The sequence below is a fragment of the Mycobacteroides franklinii genome (assembly GCF_002013895.1).
In the GTDB taxonomy this organism is placed as follows: domain Bacteria; phylum Actinomycetota; class Actinomycetes; order Mycobacteriales; family Mycobacteriaceae; genus Mycobacterium; species Mycobacterium franklinii.
This window is the reverse complement of the sequence record NZ_MAFQ01000009.1, coordinates 182,982-199,507: the sequence shown is the minus strand read 5'-3', so window position 1 is coordinate 199,507 and position 16,526 is coordinate 182,982. Positions and strand designations below refer to the sequence as shown.

The following is a 16,526-nucleotide window of genomic DNA, read 5'->3' as shown; positions in this document are numbered from 1 at the left end:
GATCGGTTCCATCAAGTTTCCGCCAGTTCACCTGCTACCCGCCCCAACGCCTACGCACGCCCGTGTACCTCCAGCCCAGGGCCGCCACCGCCCACGTCACGATGAACAGCCCCACGATCACGTAGCCCATCGCGGCCAGATCCAGTTCACCCACCGCCGCCAGCGGCCCCGTCGTGATGTCCAGCTTCTCGGTGAGAATCGAGATGATCTCCTGCGCGCCGATCAGCACGGCCACCGCCACCGACAGTCCCGTCACCACCAGGTTGTAGTAGATCTTGCGCGCCGGCTCTTGGAACGCCCAGTCGTAGGCGAAGTTCATCAGCGATCCGTCGAGTGAATCGAACAGCGACATCCCCGCGCTGAACAGGATGGGCAGCACCAAGATCGCGTACCAAGGCAGTCCGGTCACCGCCGCACCGCCGGCGATCACCAACAGCGATACCTCGGTCACCGTGTCGAATCCCAACCCGAACAGCAGACCCACCGGGTACATCTGCCAAGGCTTGCGAATCGTCGACATCAACGGCCCGAAAAGCCGATTCAGTCCGCCGCGATTGGACAGCTCGCGCTCCAGCGCCGCCTCGTCGACCTCGCCGCCACGCATTCGCTTGGCAATCCGGTAAATCCCGATCAGCGACACCAGATTGAGCAATCCGATGAGCAGCAGAAAGCTCCCCGAGACTGCGGTCCCGAACACGCCGGTCCACTGCTGCAGGGATGAGTGTTCGTCGGAAACGTTGGCCGCCAATGCCTTAACGCCAAGCGCCAACAACCCGACCATGATGAACACGATCGAGGAATGCCCCAGTGAGAACCAGAAACCCACCGACATCGGGCGTCGACCATCGGCCACCAGCTTGCGGGTGGTGTTGTCGATGGCCGCGATGTGGTCGGCATCGAAGGCATGCCGCATGCCCAGCGTGTACGCGGTGACACCCAGCCCGACCCCGAAGACGCTGCCCTGCACCGTGAAATGCGCGGGAGCAACCAGGAAAACCAGCATGCCCCACCCGAGAACGTGCAGCGCGATCACCGCGGCACTCATTCCGATGACACTGCGTCTCTGACCCTCGTCCAAACGATGCCACGCGGTGAGAATCTGCACGTCTGCGAGCTTAAACGACCGGCTTACCCATGCGCTCGCGCAATCGCATGTCCCAGATGAGCACGGCATACGACAACGTCCACAGCGGCTCGGGCACCACCCGATCGACGACCCGCAGCGCACCCAGCAGCGTATTGAACAACCGCTGATCGCGATCCGTCCACGAAACCTGCAGTAGCTCGCGGAACTGTGGAGGCAAAAACCCTTTGGTCGCAAACAGATTGAACCGTCCGGCCATGCTCAGCGGCCACGGCAGCATCTTGAACGACGCCACCCCCAACAGGTGCTCGCGTACGGGCGGGTCGATGCGCAGCTCATCCAGCGATCGCTTCCAATAGTCATTGAAGGCATCTCGGTCCGGTGGCCACGCCTCCGGCCGCACCTGCAGCGCCGTGCCGATGCGCGCGCCATCCCGGTAAATCTCGTCGGCCGTCTCCTCGTCGAGCGGACCGTGCAGCGACTCATAGGCCTGCACGTAGTACTGGTACAGGCACGCCGCCACCCACAGCTGCAGGTCCGGGTTGAAGGCGTTGTACTTCACCGGGCTCGTGGGCGTCGAGCGCACCTGCCGGTGCACCGCGTCGACACCACGCTTCATCACCTCGCGGTCACGGCGGCTACCCATGGTGGCGACCGCCAGGAACATCCCGGTGGTCCGGGCCCGTTTGAACGGATGCTTGTAGACGTTGCCGCTGTCCACGGGGCTCTCCAGCACTCCGTATCCGACACCCGGATGCGACAGCTGCATGATCACGTTCGAGGCAGGCAACAACAACGAAGCGGGGTTTACCAGGTCGACGAGCCTGGCAGGCGAGTGCTTCATTGCGTAGCAAATTCTATAGGGTTACGTCGTGTCGCGCCGAGGATTCCGCGCCGCGGGTATCGCCCTCGGCTACGCCCTGGATCGTTGCTTCGCCGACCCGCAGCGGTTCCATCCGGTCGCGGGATTCGGGCAGGCCGCCGCCGCGCTGGAGACGTATACCTACCGTGACTCCAAGCTCGCCGGCGCGGCCCACACCGCCGCATTGCTGACCGCTGTCACCGTCGCGGGATGGGCCGCCGAACGCGCCGCACGTCGATCCGCGACGGCCACTGTCGCCGTGACCGCCGTCGTGACCTGGGCTGCGCTCGGCGGGACGTCTTTGGCCCGGGTGGGCGCCGATATGTCAGAACATCTCTATGACAACGACATCGATGACGCGCGCGCGTTGCTTCCGTCGCTCTGCGGCCGTGACCCGAATCTGCTCGATGTTGGCGGCATGGCCCGCGCCACCGTGGAGTCTTTGGCAGAGAACACCTCCGACGCCCACACCGGTCCGTTGGTATGGGCGGCCCTAGGTGGGGTGCCCGGGGTGCTGGCCTATCGCGCCGCCAACACACTCGACGCGATGATCGGCCACAAGTCGGCCCGGTACCTGCGATTCGGCTGGGCGGCAGCACGGTTGGACGACCTGATGAACCTGCTTCCCGCCAGGGTTACGGCATTGGCCACGTCGGTGGCCGCCCCATTTCTCGGAGGCTCGCCGGTCGCCACGCTGCGTGTCTGTCTGCGCGACGGCCGTAGCCACCCCAGCCCCAATGCCGGCGTCGCGGAAGCGGCCTTCGCGGGAGCTCTTGGTGTGCGGCTCGGAGGCCCCCTGCGATACCCCTACGGCGAAGAGATACGTCCGGTGCTCGGCAATGGCGCACCCCCACGGATCGGGGATGTGTATGAGGCCGTGCGGCTATCGCGCGCGGTCCAGAACCTGACTGCCGTCGCCGCGGTGATGACGGCGCTGGGTCAGCGCCGTCCGTAACGGTCGGCCAGCCGCTCCTGGGTGGTCTGTGGCGTTCCGGGTTTCACTGCTTTCACCGCAGCGGCGGCGGCGCGGCGCTGTCTGATCTCGGAGAACACGAAGTACCCCAAGCCGATTGGTGCCAGAATTCCGAACGCGATCCACTGGATGCCATACGACAGGAACGGCCCGGCATCGAGCTGCGGCAGCGGGATCGCTCCTAGTCCGCCTGGCTGACTCTCGGAAAGCTGCAGATAGGAGCCGGCGAGCGGGGTCTTCAACAGCGTCGAAACCTGAATCGGAACAATCGAATACACCTGGTATTGACCGTTTTCCAGGAACGGCGCCTTCTCGGATTGCTGCTCGGGTTCCCGCAGCCGCGCGTTGATGGTCACCCGCTCTGTCGGTGCTGCGGGCACCGCGGGCACGCTGGTGCCTTGTTCCGGGCGCACATAACCGCGGTCCACCAGAATCGCGGGGCCGCCGTCCACCTGAAACACCGTCAGCGCTTCGTAGGCTGGCTTGCCGTCGACCACTCGCAAGCGGGCGAGCACCTGCTGATCCGGTAGATAGTGGCCCGTCGCCGTCACCCGCCGCCACTCGGAATCCTCGGGCATTGAACTGTCGGGCCGCAGCTCGTCTTTCAGCGGCACCGGATCGGCGCCCACCGACTGGGCGATGCGGTTGTTCTCGCGAGAGGTCTTGGTGTTCTTACCCAGCTGCCACGGCGCCAACACCGTGAAACACAGATACGCGAACGCGACGACCACCAGCGCCAGGGCGATCCATCCGGGGCGCAGCAGAAACGCAAGCCGTCGCATCAGCTGTTCTCACGCTCCGCGAGGGTCTTGTCGACCCACTCGTGCAGACCGGGCATCGCCGCCTCGATGACCGAGAGCACGTCCACGAAATCCTCGCGGCTGCCGTAGTACGGATCCTCGACATCCATCGCGGCGCGGCCGGCCCGAGGATCGAAGGACCGCAGCAGCCGCACCCGCTCGGGGTCGGCCCCCAGATGCAGCAGCATTCGGGAGTGATTGCGCGCCAAGGCGATGATGAGATCGGCGCTCAGATGATCCTCGTCGACCTGGGCGGCCGTGTGAGCCGTCGGATAGCCGTACTCGGCCAGCACGCTGGCCGCGCGTTCGTCGGCAGGCTGCCCGGCATGCCAATCGCCGGTGCCGGCGCTGGTGACGCGGACCCGATCGCCCAGTCCGCGTTCGGCCAGCTGATGGGCCAACATCTTCTCGGCGATGGGGGAGCGACAGATGTTTCCGGTGCACACGAAGGTGACATGCAACTCAGACATGAAGCTCCTCCAACAGCTGCTGAGGAGTGCCCACGCGCCCGATGATCCACTCGGCTAGCTCACCGGAGTCACCCTCGAAATCCGTTGCACCGTAGCCCCAGTCGACAACGACGGTGCCGATCCCGTGGGCAGCCGCGCCTTCCACGTCATGCACCCGGTCGCCGACCATCACGACACCGGTCGAGGGAACATCGTCCAGCTGGGACAGCGCATGCTCGATCACGTCGGCCTTGCTGGAGCGGACACCGTCGGGGCTCGCACCGGCAATAACCTGGAAAAACTCGGCAAGCTCGAAATGCTCCAGGATGCGCGCGGCAATCGGTTCGGACTTCGACGTCGCGACCACCATGGGCACCCCGGCCTCCCGCAGCCGAGTCAGCACATCGCGAATGCCGTCGAACATCTCGTTGACGGCCCAGCCGCGTTCGCCATAGTCGGCCCGGTAGGCGGCTATCGCGTCATCGGCGCGCTCACCGAGCCCCATGGAACCGAGTGTGATGTGCATGGGCGGCCCCACCACCCGCGACGCGATGTCGCCTGCGGGTTCGGGGGCGCCGACGTGACTGAGTGCATGGCGGAAACTGGAGACGATCCCCGGTGCAGAGTCGGTCAAGGTGCCGTCGAGATCGAAGATCACCAGCATCGGAGGAGCCACCCCCCTACATTAGTGTCGAGACATGACTGGGCCGCGAAAGGGAGTGCGCTATCACGGCGACCAGGCGCTGGCACCCGGCGTCCTGGACTTCGCTGTGAACGTGCGCGCCGCGTCGCCGCCGCAGTGGTTGCGTGACCGGCTCGTCTCCCGGCTCGACGAGCTGGGCAGCTACCCGCGCCGCGCCGATGAGGAACGTGCCATCGCCGCGATCGCCGAACGCCATGGTCGCGGGCCCGATGAGGTGCTGCTGCTGGCTGGGGCCGCCGAGGGCTTCGCGATGCTCCCGCGGCTCAATCCTCGACGGGCGGCCGTGTTCGCGCCGGGGTTCACCGAACCCGAAGCCGTCCTCGCCGAGGCCGGTGTCCCCATCGATCATGTGGTGTTGCCGCCGCCGTTCACCTTCGACGGCGCTCGCCCTCCCCGGGTGCCCGCGGACGCCGATCTGGTAGTGGTGGGCAACCCCACCAACCCGACCGGGGTGCTGCATGCACGCGAGCAGCTACTGGCATTGCAGGGTCCCGGGCGAATCGTGGTGGTCGACGAGGCCTTCATGGATGCGGTGCCCGGCGAACCGGAGTCGGCGGCCCCGGTGCGCCTGCCCGGTCTTGTGGTGCTGCGCAGCCTCACCAAGACATGGGCGCTTGCCGGATTGCGTGCGGGCTATGCCGTCGGCGATCCGGAGGTGCTGCGCAGGCTCGCACGGGGGCGTGCGCATTGGCCTTTGGGCACATTGCAACTGGAGGCGCTCGCGGCCTGCAATACCCCGGAAGCAGTGGGGTATGCCGCCCGGGACGCGGAGCGTCTCGTCGAGACACGACGCCAGCAGGCTGATGCGCTACGCGGGTTGGGGTTGACGGTGACGGAGGGCGTCGCGCCGTTCCTGCTGGTGGCCGTGCCCAACGCGGATTTGATGCGAAAACACTTGGAGGCCAAGAATATTTCCGTTCGACGCTGCGACACCTTTGTGGGTCTGGACGAGGATTACCTGAGGGTGTCGGTGCGGCCCGAATGGCCGGAGTTGGTGCAAGCGATGAAGGAGATCTTGTAGTGGGTGTGCGGCTCGCGGACATCATCGGCGCGCTCGACGCGGCGTATCCGCCGGCATTGGCCGAATCATGGGATTCGGTGGGTCTGGTCTGCGGTGACCCGGACCAACAAATCGACGCCGTGACCGTCGCCGTCGATGCGACGGCCGCGGTGATTGACGAGATGGATAGCGCCGGTTCGCATCTGCTGCTGGCACATCACCCGCTGCTGCTACGCGGCGTGGACACGGTGGCGGCCAGCACGCCCAAGGGTGCGCTGATCCATCGCCTCATTCGCTCGGGCGATGCACTGTTCACCGCGCACACCAACGCAGACTCGGCCAATCCTGGTGTATCCGACGCTCTGGCGGAAGCCCTTGGGCTGAAGGTGATTTCGGTGCTGGCCCCGCAGTTCGCCGACTACGACAAGTGGGTGGTGTTTGTGCCCACCCCATCGGCGGACGCCGTGCGCCGCGCCATGTTCGACGCCGGCGCGGGGCATATCGGTGCCTACTCGGATTGCTCGTGGAGTGTCACCGGCACCGGCCAGTTCCGGCCGCTGGAGGGCTCCGATCCGACGATCGGTGCGCACGGTGTCGTGGAGCAGGTTGTCGAGGAAAGGGTGGAAATGGTTGCCCCGTCGCGGCTGCGCTGTGAGCTTTTCGCGGCGATCCACGCCGCCCACCCGTACGAGGTGCCCGCCATTGACGTACTGCCCATGGCGCCGGCACCGACCGGCACCGGTCTGGGCCGGGTGGGCGCGTTGTCCGAACCGGAGTCCTTGCGGGACTTTGTATCCCGCGTCCGGTCCGCACTACCGGCAACAGTGTGGGGGACCCGTGCCGCCGGTGACCAGGATGCTCTGATCCAGACGGTTGCCGTCTGCGGTGGTGCGGGTGACTCGCTGTTGAATACCGCGGTCAGATCCGGGGTCGACGCGTACGTCACCGCCGACTTGCGGCACCATCCGGCGGACGAACATGCCCGGGCAAGTAGCGTAGCGCTTGTCGACGTCGCCCACTGGGCCAGCGAATTCCCGTGGTGCGCGCAGGCGGCGCGAGTGCTCGACACCGAATTCGGAGAGAAGTTGACGACACGCATCTCTCCAGTTCGCACAGACCCTTGGACCCTGGGCGGTCCAGAGAAAGAAGAACAAGTATGAAAGCAGTTGCGGCACAGCAGCGCCTACTGGTCGACCTGGCATCGGTGGATGCCGAATTGACACGCATAGCGCACCGGCGCGCTAATCCACCCGAACGCCAGGAGCACCGCGAGCTGCAGGCGCAGCAGCGGAGCATTCTCGATGAAGTGGGCGCACTCGGTATCGCGTTGGAAGACCTGGATGCGCAGGTTGCCAAGCTGGACGCCGAGGTGACCGCGGTGCGTCAGCGGGAGGACCGTGACCGTTCCCTGCTGGCTTCAAGCAGCACGAACCCCAAGGAACTCACCGAGATTCAGCATGAGCTGGACACCCTGGAGCGTCGTCAGACCAGTCTGGAGGACTCCGAACTGCAGCTGATGGAGCGCCGCGAGGAGCTCCAGGGGCAGCAGGCCTCGGCGCAGGCCAAGGCCGACAAGATCGCCGAGAGGGTGGCGGAGATCGAACGGATCCAACGTGCGATCACCATCGATACCGACGCCGAAGAGAACCAGGTTCGGCAGCGTCGCGACGGCTTGGCGGCCTCCATTGATGGGCCACTGCTGGAGACCTATGAACGGCAGCGTCGCTCAGGAGGCCCGGGTGCCGGTCTGTTGCAGGGCAATAAGTGCGGCGCCTGCCGTATCGAGCTGGACCGCGGGGAACTGGCCAGGATCTCGGCGGCCGACGCCGACGAGGTGCTGCGGTGCTCTGAGTGCAGCGCGATTCTGGTGCGCCTGTGAAGGTTCTTGTCGAAGCCGATGGTGGTTCACGCGGTAATCCAGGATTGGCCGGATATGGCGCGGTGGTTTTCGCCCCAGATCACGAGACCGTGCTGGCGGAGGCGTGCGAGGCGATTGGCCACGCGACCAACAACGTCGCTGAATATCGCGGTCTGATAGCGGGATTGGCCGAGGCGGCCCGGCTGGGCGCGACCGAGGTGAGCGTCTCCATGGATTCCAAACTCGTCGTCGAGCAGATGTCCGGACGCTGGAAGGTCAAACATCCCGACCTGATTGTGCTGTACCAGCAGGCGGTCACCGCGGCGATGCAGTTCGAGTCCGTGGGCTACAAGTGGATTCCGCGGGAACGCAACAAGCACGCGGACCGGTTGGCCAACGAGGCGATGGACCGCGCCAGTGGCATCGAACCGAAGGCGCCGAAGAAACCCAGGGAAACCAGGGAAACTGGGGATGCCAAGCCTGCCGATACCGCGCCGGGCTGGACCGGGGCGCGGGGCAAGCCCACCCGAATGCTGTTGTTGCGGCACGGCCAGACCGAACTCTCGGTGCAGCGCCGGTACTCCGGCCGCGGAAACCCCGAGCTGACCGAGCTGGGTGTTGAGCAGGCCGCGAGGGCCGCGCGCTACTTGGCGGGCCGCGGTGGTATCGCGGCTGTCGTCAGCTCGCCGTTGAGCCGCGCGAAGGAGACTGCCGCGGCGGCAGCCGGCGCGCTGGGTGTTCCGTTGACGGTCGATGACGATCTGATCGAGACCGACTTCGGCAAGTGGGAAGGCTTGACGTTCTCCGAGGCTTCCGTGCGTGACCCTGAGCTACACGCTCAGTGGCTCAGCGATACCTCGGTGACTCCGCCGGAAGGGGAGAGCTTCGACAGCGTGCATCACCGGGTGCGGCGCGCACGCAACCGAATCATCGCGGAGCACGGTGGCGCAACGGTTTTGGTGGTTTCGCACGTCACGCCCATCAAGACGCTGCTGCGTCTGGCACTCGATGCCGGGCCTAGTCTGCTGTACCGGCTGCACCTTGATCTGGCGTCGTTGAGCATCGCCGAGTTCTATTCGGACGGGCCGGCATCGGTGCGACTCGTCAATGAGACCTCGTACCTGACTTAGGCTGTCGCCATGGCTTCTCGCGATCACGGTGATCCGGGCGATGCGCCCACCATTGCTCCGCCCCTGACGGATGTCGCCAATCCGGCGCGTCCCTCAGCCGCTGAGGAGGCCAGGACGGTAGCGGCGTCGACGAACACCGCGACGTTGGCAAGTCTGTCCGCGGACGGCGACCCGTGGGCTTCGCTGGTCACCTATGGGCTGCTGGGTGGGGCACCGGTGCTGTGCGTCTCGCAAATGGCCGAGCACGGCCGGAATCTGATACGTGATGCTCGGGCAAGTGTTTCCATTGTGGCGCCAAACCCACCCGACGATCCGCTGGCCAACACCCGGATCACCCTCGCCGGGAAGGTGCGCCGGCCCAGTCCGGAAGAGCTGCCGGCCGCGCGTGAGGCACATATCGCCGGCGTGCCGGCCGCCCGGTATTACATCGACTACAGCGATTTTTCGGTGTGGATTCTGGATGTCGAACGGGTGCGTTGGGTCGGCGGCTACGGCCGCATGGACTCGGCCAGCGGCGCCGAATACGATTCGGCCGCACCTGATCCGGTCTCGCCCAAGGCCGCTGGCGCTGTCAATCACCTGAATGACGACCACGGGCGGGCGCTGCTCGCGATGGCACAGCGGCTGGGTGGCTATCCGGACGCCACCGAGGCTCGATGTGAGGGAGCGGACCGGTATGGGCTGGATATTCGGGTGAGCACTCCGCGGGGCTGGTCGGTGACACGAGTCGGCTATGTCGAGCCGATCGACTCGATCGAAGAGTTACGCGGTGCGACCGTGCAGTTGGCTCGGCTCGCGGCTCCGAGCTCCTAGCGCGTTCAGATGTCGATGTCGACCAATCGGCAAGATTGTGGATAACTCGCCGAGCGCTCCAATGGTTGTGGATAACAACCGAAATCAACAGCTATCGAACTGATGTGCGATTAATGTTTGTGGTGTGTCACTGAGAGATCCCGCAGCCCTCGCGACTCGGCTCGTCGAACGAATCGCCGAGTTGGAGCGTGTGAAGGCCAGCGCCGCTGCGGAGCAGGCTCGTGCCACGGTGCAGCTCGACCGAGCGCGCCGCGAGGACGAGGCCGCCAACGGGGTGACGCGCCGGCGGCAGGGGGCGGGCGTCGCGGCGGAGGTCGCCCTGGCACGACAGGACTCGCCGGCGCGCGGCGGCCGTCATCTCGGCCTCGCGAAAGCGCTCGTGAACGAGATGCCCCACACCCTTGCCGCCCTGGAGTGCGGTGCACTCAGCGAATGGCGCGCAACCATCCTGGTGCGTGAAACCGCATACCTTGCCGTCGAGGATCGGCAGAAGATTGATGTCGAGATGTGCGCAGACCAATCTCGAATCCGCGGATTGGGCGACGCCCGGCTTACCGCGGAGGCGAAGCGGCTGGCGTATCGACTGGACGCCGAGGCCGTGGTGCGCCGAGCACGCCGGACCGAGAACGAAAGCCGGGTATCCATCCGTCCTGCGCCCGACACCATGACGTATCTGACGGCATTGCTTCCGATGAAGCAGGGCGTGGCCGTCTATGCCGCTCTCAAGCGAGCCGCCGACATGTCGATGGATCCTGTTCGGGGCCAAGGGCAGATCATGGCCGACACCTTGGTGGAGCGCGTGACGGGAGTGGCATCTGCAGAAGCGGTTTCGGTGGGCGTGAACATCACGATCTCCGATGAGGCGCTGCTGGGCGGCGGCGATGAACCCGCCGTTGTCGCGGGTCATGGACCCGTCCCGGCGGCGGTGGCGCGCAGGCTCATATCCGAGGCGGTGAGCTCGGGCGCCAAGGTTCTGGCGCGGCGGCTGTATCGGCGCTGCGGCAGTGGCACGCTGGTGAGCGCGGAGTCACGAAGTCGGTTATTCCCCAAGGGATTATCCGAGCTGATCGATGTGCGCGATCAGACATGTCGGACGCCGTACTGCGATGCGCCGATTCGTCACCACGATCACGTGGTGAGTAGCGCAGGGGGAGGCGCAACATCACTGCACAACGGCCAAGGCCTGTGCGAGCGATGCAATTACGTCAAGGAGACGCTGGGTTGGGCCGCGGTACCGGTGCCCGGCTCAGACCGGCATACCGTCGAGATCACGACACCGACGGGGACCGTCTACCGCTCTACCGCACCACCACTGCTCTGAATGAATGGTCGAAGGGCCAGAACGTAGATGAGTACGACGGCGACCGGCACCGCCAAAGGCAGCCACGACGAGCGCCCCGCGGGTATCGCCGCCGCCAGCAGTGCCGCGCAGCCGAACATCACGGCGGGAATGATCACCTCAAATTTGAGGGCATTCACCTGGGGTGGCCAGTGCAGGGGATAGGCGGCAAGCAGATACAACACCGCAGCCAGCCCGGAGAGCATCGCCAGCGCCGGGGACGAATCACCGAAAGCCAGGACGCCGATGACGAACAGCACGGCCAGCGTCGCGAACGTCCGCCACCGAAGGCCGACCAGAACCAAAACCGCCGCACAAGCCGAGACCAGAATCCCGTCAACGGCTGCCAGCACCATGAGAAGCCCGAGAGCGGCGGCCAGTATCACGCGCAGGTTCATCGGCGTCGTCCCCTGCGCGGGCGCCGAGGCAGCAGATGCATCGCGTGATTGAGTCCGGAGTCGTGGCTCCAGCCGACAACATCAACCCCAGTCACCGCGATATTGCGGTACATCCGTGAGCGTTCCAACCGCCACCATCGGGCCACGATCGGATCGGGGTCCTCGCGAAAGGGCAGACGGTCGAGCACGTCGACCACCAAGACAGGATGCCCGCGCCGCCGCAGGTCGGTCAGTGCCAAACCAAAGTCGGCATTCAGCAGGGTCGAAAACGCCACCACGATCGCGTTGGGCGGTACGGCGGCGCGCGGTGCAAGGGCACTAGCGCTCTGCGAATGCCATTCTCCGGCATCAAGAATGGCGTCGAGCAGGCGGTAGAACTGATGGCGGCCTATGTCCGGAGCTAGGCAGCGCGGCGCACTGCCCAACAGGACGACGCCGGCGCGGTCACCACGCTGCAACACCGACTGCACCAGCTGAGCCGCACCACGCGCGGACCGCTCGGTCGCCACCGTCGCCGGACCTGACGGCTGCGCATAGGTGTCGATCAACACGACAACATCGGCGGCCCGATCCGTCAGCCGGTCGGTGACATGCAGGCGCCCCCGTCGCGCACTGACCCGCCAATTGACCGTGCGCAGCGAGTCACCCGGGACGTACTCGCGAATATCGGCGTACTCGACTCCGGGTCCGTGATGTCGCGTCAGGTGCGTGCCAATCCGGTCGGGCAGATCCGCGGGTGGCACCGCGACGTCTTGCGGATCCGACAAGGGATACACCCGCACCTCTGCGGCAGGCAGCGTCGCCGCAGAGCCAACCCACAGGCCAGATGTCGAGACCGTCTGAACCTCAACCGGAATGATGTACCGGCCCCACCGCTCGGCCGATACCCGCATCGCCACCTGATGAGGCGCCGTCGTCCGCCCCGCGTCGATCTGCAGACCGGCGACGGGCGCCGGCCGCACCCGGTACACCACGGCCGGTTCTGCAGATTCGACCGACGCGGCAACGGCGACCTCCTCAGACTCCAAGCATCGCAATGGCTCTGGCTCGTCGGCGACCCACACCCGCGCGCCCGACGGTCGGCGGCCGCCCGCGGCGAGCACGCCGATGAATGGCGCCGCGAACACGATCAGTTGCCAGCGGCCCGTCACCACCGCGAGTACCAGCGCGACACCGGTGCATGCGGCGAGCGCCGAAACCAGCGGGGATGCGCGCCAGGCGATCATCCGGATGCCCGCGGTACCGGCAGCCGGTGCAACAGTTCGTCGACCACGTGCGCGCCGGTGATGCGGCGCACCCACATCTCGGGCCGCAGACTGATTCGGTGCGCCACCGCCGGCACCGCGAGCGCCTTGACATCCTCGGGGATCACGAAGTCGCGGCCGAGCAGCATGGCGCGGGCCCGCGACATCTGCACCAGGTCGAGTTCGGCGCGCGGGCTGGCTCCAACCTCGACATGTGAGTGACTGCGCGTCGCTGCGGCCAGGGAGACGATGTAGCGCAGAACATCCGGATGCACCGAAACCTGTTCCACTGCTTCCCGCATCGCGATGAGGTCTTCGGCGGCGACCACCTGTGACACCGTCGGCGGCGTCGATCCCCGGTTCAATCGGCGTTGCAGCATTTCTATCTCAAGGTCCTCGGGCAGGTACCCCAGTTGCAACCTAACCGCGAACCGGTCCAGCTGGGCCTCCGGCAGGGGATAGGTTCCCTCGTACTCAATCGGGTTGTCCGTCGCCAGCACCACGAATGGGGAGGGGAGTCTGCGAGTTTCACCGTCGATGCTGACTTGTCCCTCAGCCATCGCCTCCAGCAGTGCCGACTGCGTTTTGGGTGGGGTGCGGTTGATTTCATCTGCCAGCAGCAGATTGGTGAAGATGGGCCCGGTCCGGAATTCGAACAGGCCCGAAGACATGTCGTAGATCGTGGAGCCCAGCAGATCCGCGGGTAGCAGATCGGGAGTGAACTGCACGCGGGCGAAATCCAGCCCCAGCGCGGCGGCGAACGATCGGGCGATCAACGTCTTGCCCAGACCCGGCAGATCCTCGATCAGCACATGCCCGCGGGCCAGGATCGTCAGCAAAATGAGTTGCAGCGCATCGCGTTTACCGACGACGACCCGCTCGATCTCGGTCAGCACCGCATCCGCGTGCTGGGTCGCGACGGAAACCGGAACAGTTGTCACATCCGCTCCAATCGTTCGAGGATCGATTGCAGTACCGCCCGGCCGGGCGCGGGTTCGGATCGGTCCGCGTCCGAGGCCCCGTTCGGATCGACCCAACGCCACAGCTCGGGGCCAAAGGTCATGCGGCCGGTCGCCGCGAGCGCGGCGCGATCCCTCGACTGCCGATGGCCCGCCGCCGTCTCGAAATCCGCCGCGATCAGGGGGCGAAGCTGCCGGTCCCAGTCGCCGCGCGTCCGCTCGGCCCAACTGATTCTGGCTTCGGCGCGGGCATGCCACCGTCGCAATGTCTCGTCGGCCGGAAGGCTGAGTGGGGGAGACGGGCCGGGGTCGCGCGCGTCGCGCAGGTATCTCCACAGCAGGTACAGCGCGATCCCGACGACCACGCCGCTGATCGGCAGAGTGAACGCGCGTATTGGACTGGCGGCGACACCCGCTTCGGTCAAGACCACCATCAGTAGGACGGCCGGGACGAGCCATTTCATTGTCGGCTCCGTAGATCGTCCAACACGGTCTGCAACCAGCGCGCCGCGGATTGGCGATCGGCCTGCGTCATCTCATGCGGGCTGAACCGAGCCTCCGAGAAAAGCGAGACAAGCTGAGTGCCGGCCTGCGATTGGAGGGCACCGATATGGACCGCTCGCTGCAGAACTTCCGATGGGGTATCCGACACCAGCGGTGCGGCCTCGGGCGCCGCGGTAAGTCCCTGCTCCATGGCCGCGTAGCAGGCAATGATCGATGCCCGCGGATCACGGCCCGGTTCGGCTACCTCGGCGAGACCGAGTTCCACCAGGTGAGCCAGCGATCCGGGTGTTGCATCGGTGCCTTGGGGTTGCGTGGATTGATCGGTGCCGCCATCGAAGGTGTCCGGATCGCGGCGCCTGAGCACGAAGATCGTGGCAGCGATACCGATCAACACCACACCGAGGATGACCATGGTCAGCTCGGGCTCCTCTCGCCGCGGTGCGTCGCCTGGTGTCTTACCCGGCTCGGCGTCGGCCTGGCGCGATTCGGCGCTGCGCGAGGTGGACTCGGGTGGGGCACCTTCCCCCGTCGTCCCCATCACATAGAGCGAGGTCCACACCGCAGCCAATAAGCCAAGTGCGGTAGCGACGGCAATAATCACTTCGCGTCGGGTCAAACCCCGCAACCGTAAATACGGTGGACTCTCGGGCGGCAGCGGCATTCTGGGCCGTTGCCGCCGAAGGCTCAACAGTATGAGGATGGATGCAGCGCCACACAGCAAGAGCTGCAATGCTATTGAATGATGCTGAGTGCGAGGTTCTGCGGGCCGCGAGAGGACCGACGGCTCCGGCAGATAACTGCGTAGCGCCACGACGGACAGCGCGACCAGGACGATGAGCCCGGCCGCTCGTAAGAACAGCCTGTCCGCACTGTTCATGCCTCATCGTTGCACGATGACGGGTCTGAGCGCTCCACCATTGACCAACCTTGACCGTGATACGTGGGTGGCTTACAGTTCGGCTGTTAGCACCTCGCTAGGCGAGGCTCCTGCGCGAACATAGGCCACTGATCCGACGACGTCGAGAGACGCCCAGGGTTAGGACAGATCTCCCCGGCCTAAGGGGTGATCCGAAGTGGCTTCCGGTGTAGCCGGATTACGTCGTGTAGTGCCGAAGCTCTGACGAGAGGGGTGTGAGCCTGTTCTTTTGAAGAGATCGGCTTTCCTTCTTGTCGTGGGCGCACCTGGTGGTGTGGTGGAGATGACGCGATGCGTCCTGGCGTGAAGGAGGTGAGGGGACGGTATGACGTCCGGCGGAAGTCCATATCACAGTTCATATTCCCCAACAGCCTCCTGGACCAGGCGTAGTTCGTAATCGGTTGACGAGGCTGGGTTTTCGTTTGAGAAAGCAGCTTCGCTATGAGCCTTGCCCTGTCCCGTCACGTCGCGGTCAGTCCGAATGAACGATGAACATCCGCTTTTTCGGGCCGATGACGCTCTCGGGTTTCACCCATCCGTGGTTCTTTCTGGTATTGCTAATTGTCCTCATCTTGGCCGCGTTATACGTTGCGGCACAGCGCCTTCGCCACAAAAGGGTGCTGAGATTCGCCAATACCGAGCTGTTGGACTCGGTGGCCCCACAACGCCCACGTCTGTGGCGCCACACATCCGCAGCACTACTACTGACCGGGTTGATTGTTCTCACCATCGCGCTGGCCGGACCGACCCATGATGTACGGACTCCCCGCAACCGGGCCGTCGTCATGTTGGTGATCGATGTCTCGCCATCCATGCAATCCACCGATGTCACACCCACGCGGTTGGCCGCCGCCCAAGAGGCCGCCAAAGGGTTCGCCCAGAAGCTCACCTCCGGAATTAACCTGGGGCTGATAGCTTTTGGTGGTACGTCGACAATATTGGTATCGCCCACGACCAATCATGAAGCGACTGTGGACGCCATCGCGAAGCTGCAGTTCATCGAACGTACCGGTACCGGTGAGGCGATCTTCACGGCACTTCAAGCAATAGCCACCGTTGGAGCGGTGATAGGTGGTGACAACAAAGCGCCCGCGCGCATCGTCCTGATGTCTGACGGTAAGGAAACCGTGCCGTCGAATCCGGACAATCCCAAAGGCTGTTACACCGCCGCCCGCACTGCCAGAGAACAAGGTGTGCCGATCTCGACCATTGCCTTCGGCACCGCCGACGGCACCGTCGATATCAATGGGCAACGCCAACCCGTTCCGTGGGCGCCGGACATGATGGCCAAGGTCGCAGAGCTATCGGGTGGCGAAACCTACTCGGCCTCATCAGTTGGTGAGCTCAGGCAGGTGTACGCATCACTGCAACAGCAGATCGGATACGAGACCATCAAGGGTGATGCCAGTGCAAGCTGGGTACGACTGGAAGGAATGCTGATACTGGCAGCGGCATTTACCGGACTACTCCTCAACCGCCGCCTTCCCAACTAGC

The 16,526-nt window shown here is 65.2% G+C and carries 18 protein-coding genes and 1 riboswitch; of the genes, 8 read left to right on the top strand and 10 right to left on the bottom strand.

Features of this window, described 5'->3' with window-relative positions:
* Nucleotides 1-34: 34 nt before the first annotated feature.
* Both nicT and B4393_RS16940 read right to left on the bottom strand, forming a co-directional pair.
* Nucleotides 35-1,078 (bottom strand): Nickel transporter NicT, encoded by a 1,044-nt coding sequence (gene nicT, locus B4393_RS16945; protein ID WP_204985581.1) that lies wholly within the window; start codon nucleotides 1,076-1,078, stop codon nucleotides 35-37.
* 37 nt (nucleotides 1,079-1,115) lie between these two features.
* Nucleotides 1,116-1,928, bottom strand: coding sequence for an oxygenase MpaB family protein (locus tag B4393_RS16940; RefSeq protein ID WP_078335054.1), 813 nt, complete (start codon nucleotides 1,926-1,928; stop codon nucleotides 1,116-1,118).
* A 28-nt stretch (nucleotides 1,929-1,956) separates the two neighbouring features.
* Here B4393_RS16940 and B4393_RS16935 point away from each other — a divergent pair, with 28 nt between their 5' ends.
* Nucleotides 1,957-2,901, top strand: a complete 945-nt coding sequence (locus tag B4393_RS16935; RefSeq protein WP_078335053.1) for a cobalamin biosynthesis protein — start codon at nucleotides 1,957-1,959, stop codon at nucleotides 2,899-2,901.
* Here B4393_RS16935 and B4393_RS16930 read toward each other — a convergent pair.
* Genes B4393_RS16930 through B4393_RS16920 form a run of 3 tightly spaced genes read right to left on the bottom strand, consistent with a single transcriptional unit; the run spans nucleotide 2,886 to nucleotide 4,832 of the window.
* Nucleotides 2,886-3,701 carry an SURF1 family cytochrome oxidase biogenesis protein gene (locus tag B4393_RS16930; protein ID WP_078335052.1) on the bottom strand — a complete coding sequence of 272 codons (816 nt, stop codon included), beginning with the start codon at nucleotides 3,699-3,701 and terminating at the stop codon, nucleotides 2,886-2,888. The two genes, B4393_RS16935 and B4393_RS16930, sit on opposite strands and share 16 nt — an antisense overlap.
* Nucleotides 3,701-4,189 carry a low molecular weight protein-tyrosine-phosphatase gene (locus B4393_RS16925; protein ID WP_078335051.1) on the bottom strand — a complete coding sequence of 163 codons (489 nt, stop codon included), beginning with the start codon at nucleotides 4,187-4,189 and terminating at the stop codon, nucleotides 3,701-3,703. The genes B4393_RS16930 and B4393_RS16925 overlap by 1 nt, the downstream gene beginning before the upstream one ends.
* Nucleotides 4,182-4,832, bottom strand: a complete 651-nt coding sequence (locus tag B4393_RS16920; protein WP_078335050.1) for an HAD-IA family hydrolase — start codon at nucleotides 4,830-4,832, stop codon at nucleotides 4,182-4,184. Before B4393_RS16920 ends, B4393_RS16925 begins: the two co-directional genes overlap by 8 nt.
* 34 nt (nucleotides 4,833-4,866) lie before the next feature.
* On the opposite strand from B4393_RS16920, the gene cobC reads away from it, so the two are divergent.
* The 6 genes from cobC (at nucleotide 4,867) to B4393_RS16890 (ending at nucleotide 10,993) form a co-directional block, all read left to right on the top strand.
* Nucleotides 4,867-5,892, top strand: a complete 1,026-nt coding sequence (gene cobC, locus B4393_RS16915) for an Rv2231c family pyridoxal phosphate-dependent protein CobC (RefSeq protein WP_078335049.1) — start codon at nucleotides 4,867-4,869, stop codon at nucleotides 5,890-5,892.
* Nucleotides 5,892-7,031 carry a Nif3-like dinuclear metal center hexameric protein gene (locus B4393_RS16910; RefSeq protein ID WP_078335048.1) on the top strand — a complete coding sequence of 380 codons (1,140 nt, stop codon included), beginning with the start codon at nucleotides 5,892-5,894 and terminating at the stop codon, nucleotides 7,029-7,031. The genes cobC and B4393_RS16910 overlap by 1 nt, the downstream gene beginning before the upstream one ends.
* Complete coding sequence (locus tag B4393_RS16905; protein ID WP_078335047.1) at nucleotides 7,028-7,750, top strand: zinc ribbon domain-containing protein; 723 nt, start codon at nucleotides 7,028-7,030, stop codon at nucleotides 7,748-7,750. Before B4393_RS16910 ends, B4393_RS16905 begins: the two co-directional genes overlap by 4 nt.
* On the top strand, nucleotides 7,747-8,859 hold the full coding sequence (locus tag B4393_RS16900) for a bifunctional RNase H/acid phosphatase (RefSeq protein WP_078335046.1): 1,113 nt from the start codon (nucleotides 7,747-7,749) through the stop codon (nucleotides 8,857-8,859). The genes B4393_RS16905 and B4393_RS16900 overlap by 4 nt, the downstream gene beginning before the upstream one ends.
* Nucleotides 8,860-8,868: 9 nt before the next feature.
* Complete coding sequence (locus tag B4393_RS16895; protein WP_078335045.1) at nucleotides 8,869-9,672, top strand: HugZ family pyridoxamine 5'-phosphate oxidase; 804 nt, start codon at nucleotides 8,869-8,871, stop codon at nucleotides 9,670-9,672.
* 124 nt (nucleotides 9,673-9,796) lie between these two features.
* Nucleotides 9,797-10,993 carry an HNH endonuclease gene (locus B4393_RS16890; protein ID WP_078335044.1) on the top strand — a complete coding sequence of 399 codons (1,197 nt, stop codon included), beginning with the start codon at nucleotides 9,797-9,799 and terminating at the stop codon, nucleotides 10,991-10,993.
* Here the strand turns inward: B4393_RS16890 and B4393_RS16885 are convergent.
* The 5 genes from B4393_RS16885 to B4393_RS16865 are packed head-to-tail and all read right to left on the bottom strand — an operon-like array spanning nucleotide 10,963 to nucleotide 14,993.
* Nucleotides 10,963-11,409 (bottom strand): hypothetical protein, encoded by a 447-nt coding sequence (locus B4393_RS16885; protein ID WP_078335043.1) that lies wholly within the window; start codon nucleotides 11,407-11,409, stop codon nucleotides 10,963-10,965. The genes B4393_RS16890 and B4393_RS16885 overlap by 31 nt on opposite strands.
* The gene (locus B4393_RS16880) at nucleotides 11,406-12,635 is read right to left on the bottom strand and encodes a DUF58 domain-containing protein (protein WP_078335042.1); all 1,230 of its coding nucleotides are present in this window, start codon (nucleotides 12,633-12,635) and stop codon (nucleotides 11,406-11,408) included. Before B4393_RS16880 ends, B4393_RS16885 begins: the two co-directional genes overlap by 4 nt.
* On the bottom strand, nucleotides 12,632-13,594 hold the full coding sequence (locus B4393_RS16875; protein WP_078335041.1) for an AAA family ATPase: 963 nt from the start codon (nucleotides 13,592-13,594) through the stop codon (nucleotides 12,632-12,634). Before B4393_RS16875 ends, B4393_RS16880 begins: the two co-directional genes overlap by 4 nt.
* Nucleotides 13,591-14,076 carry a hypothetical protein gene (locus B4393_RS16870; protein ID WP_078335040.1) on the bottom strand — a complete coding sequence of 162 codons (486 nt, stop codon included), beginning with the start codon at nucleotides 14,074-14,076 and terminating at the stop codon, nucleotides 13,591-13,593. The genes B4393_RS16875 and B4393_RS16870 overlap by 4 nt, the downstream gene beginning before the upstream one ends.
* On the bottom strand, nucleotides 14,073-14,993 hold the full coding sequence (locus B4393_RS16865) for a DUF4129 domain-containing protein (RefSeq protein ID WP_078335039.1): 921 nt from the start codon (nucleotides 14,991-14,993) through the stop codon (nucleotides 14,073-14,075). Before B4393_RS16865 ends, B4393_RS16870 begins: the two co-directional genes overlap by 4 nt.
* Nucleotides 14,994-15,079: 86 nt before the next feature.
* Nucleotides 15,080-15,252: riboswitch (M-box (ykoK) riboswitch) on the top strand.
* A gap of 268 nt (nucleotides 15,253-15,520) precedes the next feature.
* Here B4393_RS16865 and B4393_RS16860 point away from each other — a divergent pair.
* Nucleotides 15,521-16,525 (top strand): VWA domain-containing protein, encoded by a 1,005-nt coding sequence (locus B4393_RS16860; RefSeq protein WP_078335038.1) that lies wholly within the window; start codon nucleotides 15,521-15,523, stop codon nucleotides 16,523-16,525.
* Nucleotide 16,526: the final 1 nt, after the last annotated feature.